Origin of the sequence: Actinomyces ruminis (assembly GCF_002154335.2) — a bacterium.
Lineage (GTDB): Bacteria > Actinomycetota > Actinomycetes > Actinomycetales > Actinomycetaceae > Actinomyces > Actinomyces ruminis.
This window is the reverse complement of the sequence record NZ_MTPX02000064.1, coordinates 20,167-27,091: the sequence shown is the minus strand read 5'-3', so window position 1 is coordinate 27,091 and position 6,925 is coordinate 20,167. Positions and strand designations below refer to the sequence as shown.

Annotated in this window: 5 protein-coding genes and 1 pseudogene; 2 read left to right on the top strand and 4 right to left on the bottom strand. The window is 68.6% G+C overall.

The window, feature by feature from the left end; genetic code table 11:
* Nucleotides 1-162: 162 nt before the first annotated feature.
* Both BW737_RS12085 and BW737_RS12080 read left to right on the top strand, forming a co-directional pair.
* Nucleotides 163-876 (top strand): ABC transporter ATP-binding protein, encoded by a 714-nt coding sequence (locus BW737_RS12085; RefSeq protein ID WP_257210801.1) that lies wholly within the window; start codon nucleotides 163-165, stop codon nucleotides 874-876.
* Nucleotides 873-2,429, top strand: coding sequence for a DUF6297 family protein (locus tag BW737_RS12080; RefSeq protein ID WP_257210800.1), 1,557 nt, complete (start codon nucleotides 873-875; stop codon nucleotides 2,427-2,429). Before BW737_RS12085 ends, BW737_RS12080 begins: the two co-directional genes overlap by 4 nt.
* A gap of 1 nt (nucleotide 2,430) precedes the next feature.
* Here BW737_RS12080 and BW737_RS12075 read toward each other — a convergent pair whose 3' ends face one another.
* The 4 genes and pseudogenes from BW737_RS12075 to BW737_RS12060 all read right to left on the bottom strand — a co-directional run bounded on the left by BW737_RS12075 (nucleotide 2,431) and on the right by BW737_RS12060 (nucleotide 6,886).
* Nucleotides 2,431-3,177 carry a hypothetical protein gene (locus tag BW737_RS12075; protein WP_086615791.1) on the bottom strand — a complete coding sequence of 249 codons (747 nt, stop codon included), beginning with the start codon at nucleotides 3,175-3,177 and terminating at the stop codon, nucleotides 2,431-2,433.
* 80 nt (nucleotides 3,178-3,257) lie between these two features.
* The gene (locus tag BW737_RS12070; protein WP_257210799.1) at nucleotides 3,258-4,976 is read right to left on the bottom strand and encodes a dipeptide ABC transporter ATP-binding protein; all 1,719 of its coding nucleotides are present in this window, start codon (nucleotides 4,974-4,976) and stop codon (nucleotides 3,258-3,260) included.
* Nucleotides 4,977-4,996: 20 nt separating this feature from the next.
* Nucleotides 4,997-5,968 (bottom strand): ABC transporter permease, encoded by a 972-nt coding sequence (locus BW737_RS12065; protein WP_086615793.1) that lies wholly within the window; start codon nucleotides 5,966-5,968, stop codon nucleotides 4,997-4,999.
* A pseudogene (locus BW737_RS12060) lies at nucleotides 5,961-6,886 on the bottom strand (ABC transporter permease). The gene BW737_RS12065 and the pseudogene BW737_RS12060 overlap by 8 nt, the downstream one beginning before the upstream one ends.
* Between the last annotated feature and the right edge of the window lie 39 nt (nucleotides 6,887-6,925).

Sequence of the window (6,925 nt, the reverse complement as noted above, 5' to 3'; positions counted from 1 at the left end):
GCAAAATACGACCCCCGGGTGCATTCCACGACCCTGGGGTGGTCGTGGAATGCACCCGGGGGTCGTATTTTGCGCGGGTGAGGCGATCAACCCGCTTCAGAGACATGACGTCAGGCCGGTAGCATCGGCCGCAATCGCGTTATGAAGTCGAAGGGGACTGCCATGGCAGGCACAGCCGCGCCTACCACAAATGGACCGACACTGCTCACCGCCCGCGATCTGAGTGTCGGTTACGGCGATCATGCCGTGTGCGCCCCGGCGACCTTCACGCTCCGCCCCGGTTGCGCGCTGGCACTGGTCGGGGTCAACGGTGCCGGCAAGTCCACGCTGCTGCGCACTTGCCTTGGGCTGCTCCCGCCCATCGACGGCGAGGTCACGCTGCTGGGCCGCGTCCCCGACCCGCGTTCGGGCAGGCAGCGCCGGGCGGTGGCGCGCGACCTGGGTGAGGAGTCCTTCTTCCCGACCCTGACGGTGGCCGAGCATCTGGCGCTGGTCTGTTACGGGCACTCCACCCCCGCGCCGGAGCGCACCGCCGCCGAACTCCTGGAGGAGTTCAACCTGACGGGCCTGGCGAATGTCCTGCCCGATGAGTTGTCGTCGGGGCAACGGCGCCGCCTGGCGTTGGCCGCGGCGCTGGCCCGGCCCCGCTGCCTGCTGGTACTCGATGAGCCGGAGCAGCGCCTGGACCACGTCACCCGCCGTACCCTCGCCCGCAGGTTGGTCGCCGAGCGGGAAGCGGGAATCGGGATACTGCTCGCCTGCCATGACGCGGAGTTCGTGAGCACTGCTGCGACCGATGTGCTACTGGTAGGCGCCAACACCCGCCTGCTGAGCGTCACCGATGGGGTGCGTGCCATTACCGAGGGCACGCTGTGAACGCCCACGACCACAACTCCCCCGCCCTGCCCTCGGGACGGGAGCTGCGCCGCTGGGTGCGCGCTCACACCGTCCGCACACGTAGTCGCTGGGCACTGCTTGGGGACATTTACGACGCCGTGCTGGCCGCGGCCGTCCTGGGCGCCATGGCGGCGCCGTACCTGCGGCACTTGGGAACCGGCTCCCCGGCATCCGGACCCGGCCTCGCCGCCATGGACCCTGCTTGGGCAACGCTGCTGTTGGTGCTGATGCTGACGCGGCTGATACTGGATCCGTTGCGGCGGCTGGGACCTTTGTTCCTGCGCCCCCACGAGGCGACCTGGTGGTTGGCCATGCCCGGCGAACGCCGGGGACTGTTGGACCCCGTGGCACGGGCAGAGACCGCGTTCGCCGTCGCCGTCGGCGGCGCCACCGGGCTCGTACTGGCGGTGATGGCGGGCAGCAACCTTGCCGTGGCGGCCGGATTGATGCTGCTCGGAGGCAGCGGTGGCGGGCTCCTCCTACTGGGACTGCTCCGCGCGCAGCTGGGGGGCGCCGCGGCGCGGGGCACTAGAGCCGCAGTGCTGGTGGCGGCCCTTGCGGCGCTGGCCGCGGGCGTCGGGGGTTTGCCCTTTCCGCGCCGTGAGGGGGCGCCCCTGCTTGCGGCTCTCGGCGTATTCATGGGGCTGGCGTCCGTGCTGTGGTGGCGGCGGCTGTGGCCCCGCCTGGCAGACATGCCGGACGCACCCCTGCTGGATGCCGCCGCCCGCAGTCTGGGGGCACAGGTCTCCCTGCTGTCCCTGGACACGCGCGCGCTGGGGCGCCTGCTGGCGGCTCCGGCGCGTCGCCCGTCCCGCTCCTCCCGGCTGCCGCTGGCCCGCTTCGCCCGCCGACTCCCGCGCGAGCTGAACCCGTTGCTGGGGGTTGCTCAGGCGGACTGGCTGTTGTTGTGGCGTCAGCCGCGCCGCGGCCTGCAGCTGGCGGCGGGTCTGGTCATTGCAATGTTCCCCCTGGTGTCCACCGGGATCGGCGTGGTCGGGACGGCGGTCTTGCATCTGGCCGGCGCCTGGGTCGCGGTCTTGGCGGTCGCCGAACCCGCGCGGCGCGCCTGGTTCGACGGCGGGGCGGACGACTCCTGGCCGGCACGTCCCGTCCTGGTCCGGTGCGGGCACCTGTTGGTGCCGGCAATGGCGATGACTTCCTGGACGGCAGTGGCGGTACTCGCGCGCCTGTTCGCCTCGGGCCGGTCCCCTGCGACCGTTGGAGAGGCGTGGACGGTACTGGGCCTGGTGGTCGCGGCGGGCTGTGGCTGGGCCGGGGCGGCGTTGCGTTCGGGATTCCGGCCCACGCCGGACTTCTCTCTGGGGCTGGTTGCCTCACCGGTCGGGTCGCTGCCGCCGGGCGCGGTAGAGATGCTGGTCAACGGCCCCGACGCCGCCGCCCTGGCGGGCCTGCCTACCGGTCTGCTGGCAGCCGGTGCGCCCCTGACGCCACGACTACTGCTCGCACAGCTGGCCGCCAGCGCCGTCGTCATCACCTGGGGAATACTGACCGGACGCCGTATGCGGGGCTGAGCTAGTCCTGTTCCTGCCAGGTCACCTTGTTGGTGACGTCGAAAGTGCTGCCGTTCCACACGAAGTCCGCCTCCGCCGCACCGGTGGCACAGGCGGAACAGGCCTCATCGGTGGGCAGGAACTCCCCGACCCACTGGAGATGGAAACCGCCCTCGATCGGCTTGAGCGAACCCTCGACCGCGCTGATGGCGTTGCTCTGGTAAGGGCCGGCGGCGAACTGTATATCGGTCTGAATGGCGGGCGGTGCAGCGGCGTCGTCGTAGAAGCCGATGACGTCGTAGACCAGGTTCCCGCCGCCCCAGCAGGAGAAGACCACCGCCCGGTACGGCGTGTCCGCAAGTGTCACCACGGCGGTTTGCCTGACCGTCACGCTCATACTGTAAACGTCCTCGTCCACACTTGCGAAGCCATCGACCAGAGTCACCCTCCCCTCGTCGTTGTTCCAGGCGCATTGCTCGGGCACGATCACCTCACCGTTGAGGAATGCGGACTCGTCCGGGGCAGCAGCGCCGGTGGTCAGGGAATGCGGCGTCGAGGCGGCCTGCTCCTCCCGCGCCAGGGGCTTATGCGTAGCAGTATTGCTCGAGGCCGCCTGCCGGCTGGTCGGCTCTGCCTGGTAGCCTCCGTGGCCGGTGTGGACGGCGTCGCTTCCGCTTGGCTGCTGGCGCCGAACCAGTGCCCGGCACCCCAGCCGATGACGGTTCCGATCGCGATCAGCACCAATACGGTCGGCACCAGGGGCAGCCACCGGATTCCGCCCGCCTCGGGTGCTCCCCTGCCGGATGATCTGGACTGTGTCATGACACCCTCCGAACCTGGTGGTGCCGATCAGGCCGCCGGCTCACTGTACAGCTCGATGCCCGCCCCGGGTACCGCCGCGATCAGGCGCTTGGTGTACTCCTCGCGCGGGTTGGCGAACAGCTCGTCACTGGGCCCGGCCTCAACCACGCGCCCCTGCTCCATGACGACAACGTCGTCGGCGAGCAGGCGCACCACCGCCAGGTCGTGGGTGATGAACAGATAGCTCAGCTCCAGCTCGGCCTGCAGGCTCGACAACAACTGGAGGATCTGCGCCTGCACCAGCACGTCCAGGGCGGAGACCGCTTCGTCCAGCACGACGATCTCCGGCCGCAGCGCCAGGGCCCTGGCGATGGCCACGCGTTGTCGCTGTCCCCCGGACAGCTCCCCCGGGTAACGACGCATGGCGGAACGGGGCAGCGCCACCATGTCCAGCAACTCGGCGACCCGCTGCTCCCGCTCCTTGCGCGTGCCCACACGGTGCACCCGCAGCGGCTCCTCAACGGAGGAGAACACCGAGTACATCGGGTCCAGGGAGCCGTAGGGGTTCTGGAACACGGGCTGCATCACGCGCCGCAGGCCGAACAGCTCCTGCTTGTTCAACGTCGACAGGTCGGTGCCATGGTGGAACACCTTGCCGCTGGTCGGGTCGATGAGGTTCAGGACGATGTTGGCGACGGTGGACTTGCCCGAGCCGGACTCGCCTACCAACGCCAGCGTGGTGCCCTTGCGCAGCCCGAAGCTGACGTCGTCCACGGCCTTGAGAGCCTTGGCCTTCCCCTTGGCGCCGCGCACCGGGAACACCTTGGTCAGGTGCTCCACGCGCAGCACCTCCTCGGTGGACATTCGGCCCATGCCTGCGCCCAGCAGCTCGTCCTCGGTGACCTCCACTCCTTGGGCGTGTGCCTGCTCGATGCGGTGGGAGGCTAGTGAGGGGGCCGCCTGCACCAGGCGCTTGGTGTAGGGGTGCTTGGGGTCTTTGAGTATCTCCAGGCTGGGACCGGATTCGACGACGCGCCCCCGGTGCATGACCACCAGGTGTTCCGCACGCTCGGCCGCCAGTCCCAGGTCATGGGTGATCAGCAGCATGGCGGTGCCCCGCTCGCGGGTCAGGGTCTGCAAGTGGTCGAGGATGACCCGCTGTACGGTGACGTCCAGGGCGCTGGTCGGCTCGTCGGCGATGAGCAGACTCGGGTCGGCGGCCATACCGATGGCGATCAGGGCCCGCTGGCGCATGCCGCCGGAGAACTCGTGCGGATACTGCTTCGCGCGGCGGGCGGCGTCCGGCAGGCCGGCCTCGGTGAGCAGCTCGGTCACCCGACGGTCCAGGTCGCTGCCGGGCACCACGTTGTTGGCTCGCAGCGTCTCCTTGACCTGGCTGCCGATCGACCAGACCGGGTTGAGGTTGCTCATGGGGTCCTGCGGCACCAGCCCGATGCGTGCCCCGCGCAGGGCGGTCATCTCCTTGGCGGAGATGCAGGTCAGATCCCGTCCTTCGAACAGGATCTGTCCACCGGTGACGCGACCGGTCCCCGGCAGCAGGCCGATGACGGCATGAGCGGTGGTCGACTTGCCGGAGCCGGACTCTCCCACGATGGCCACGGACTGGCCCGGATAGACGGTCAGGTTCGCCTTGCGTACCGCCGGAACCATGCCGGTGGAAGAACGGAAGGCCACCTCGAGGTCACAGATCTCCAGCAGCGGCTGCTCGGGATCCGGGCGCTTGCCCGCGGCGGTGGTGTTAGTCATGGTCTTCACGTTCGCTGCACTCATTTGCGGGTCTTGGGGTCGAGGGCGTCGCGCACGACGTCACCCATCATGATGAAGCCGAGCACCGTCAGGGCCAGAGCGCCGGCCGGATAGAAGAGGATGCCGGGAGCGTTGCGCAGCGAGGACTGAGCGGCGGAGATGTCCGCACCCCAGGACACGATCGTTGCGGGCAGGCCGATCCCCAGGAATGACATGGTGGCTTCGGTGACGATGTACGAGCCCAGGGACACCGTGGCGGTGACGATGATGGGGGCGGAAGCATTGGGCAGGATGTGCCGGAACATGGTCGCCCAGCGACCTGCGCCCAGCGCCGTCGAGGCGGTGACGAACTCGTCGTTCTTGACCGACATTACGGCGCCGCGGGTAATGCGGGCGATCTGCGGCCAGCCGAAGATCCCCAGGACCAGCACCACGGTGAACACCGAGCGGTGCGACTTGAACATGCTCATCACCACGATGGCGGCGAGCATGAAGGGCACGGCGAAGAAGATGTCGGTGACGCGCGACAGCAGGGTGTCGAACCAGCCGCCGAAGTACCCGGCGATGGCGCCGATCAGGGAGCCGACCATCACCACGAGAAGAGTGGTCAGCACCCCGACGCTCACGGATGCGCGGGCGCCGTAGACGGTGCGGGCGTAGATGTCGCAGCCCTGTTTGTCAAAGCCGAAGGGATGGCCGGCGCTTGCGGGTGCCAAGGAGTTACTCAGCTCGCAGAAGCGGGGGTCGGTGCGGGTGAACAGGCCTGGAGCCACCGCCAATGCCACTGCGGCCAGGATCAGCAGCGCGGCGATCCAGAACATGGGGCGGCGACGCAGCTGCTTCCACGCCTCCCCCCACATCGACGCCGGTGCGGACTCGTCGGCGACGGCGTCCACCGCCCCCAGGCCGGTCTCGTCGACGTCGGAGACGAAGCGTTCCTGGCCGGGACGGGTCGTGGCGGGTGCGCCGCCGGGTTGGAGAGTGTCAGGCATAGCGGATCCTCGGGTCGAGGGCGGCGTAGAGCAGGTCCACGAGTAGGTTGGAGATGATGAAGACGAGCACGAGCACGGTGGTGAAGGACACGACCGTCGTGCCCTGTCCCTGGAGGATCGCCCGGTACAGGGTTCCGCCGACGCCGTGGATGTTGAAGATGCCTTCGGTGACGATCGCTCCGCCCATCAGCGCGCCCAGGTCCGCCCCGAGAAAGGTCACCACCGGGATCAGCGAGTTGCGCAGGATGTGGTGAGTGACCACGCGGCGTTCGGAGATGCCCTTGGCGCGGGCGGTACGCACGTAGTCGGCGGCCAGGTTCTCCCCCACCGAGGTGCGGGTCAGCCGGAGCACATAGGCGAAGGAGACGGCCGACAGCACGATGGCGGGCATGAGCAGGTCCCTGACGCCCGGGTTGCTGCCCGCCGTCACCGGCAGCCAGCCGGCCTTGATGCCGATGAGGAACTGCAGCACGAAGCCGATGACGAAGGTGGGCACGGCGATCACGGTCATGGAGATGATCAGCACGGTGGCGTCGAAGACTCCGCCCCGGCGCAGCCCGGCGATCGTACCGATGACGATCCCGAAGACCGCTTCCAGCACCAGCGCCATCACGGCCAGTTTGATGGTGACCGGGAAGGCCTGCGCCATGACCTCGGACACGGCTGGTGGGAGAAGGTGGTGCCGAAGTCACCGGTGAAGATGCCCTTGATGTACAGCAGGTACTGCACGATGAAGGGCTGATCCAGGTGGTATTCGGCTCGGATCTGGGCGACGACGGCGTCCGACAGAGTGCGTTCCCCGCCCAGGGCGGCCACCGGGTCACCGGGTAGAGCGAAGACCATGGCGTAGATCAGAAAAGTGGCCCCGAAGAACACGGGGATCATCTGCAACAGCCTGCGCCCAACGTAGCGGAGCATAGTGAGTCTTCCTGTAAGTGGCAGTTACGCCATCGGGGC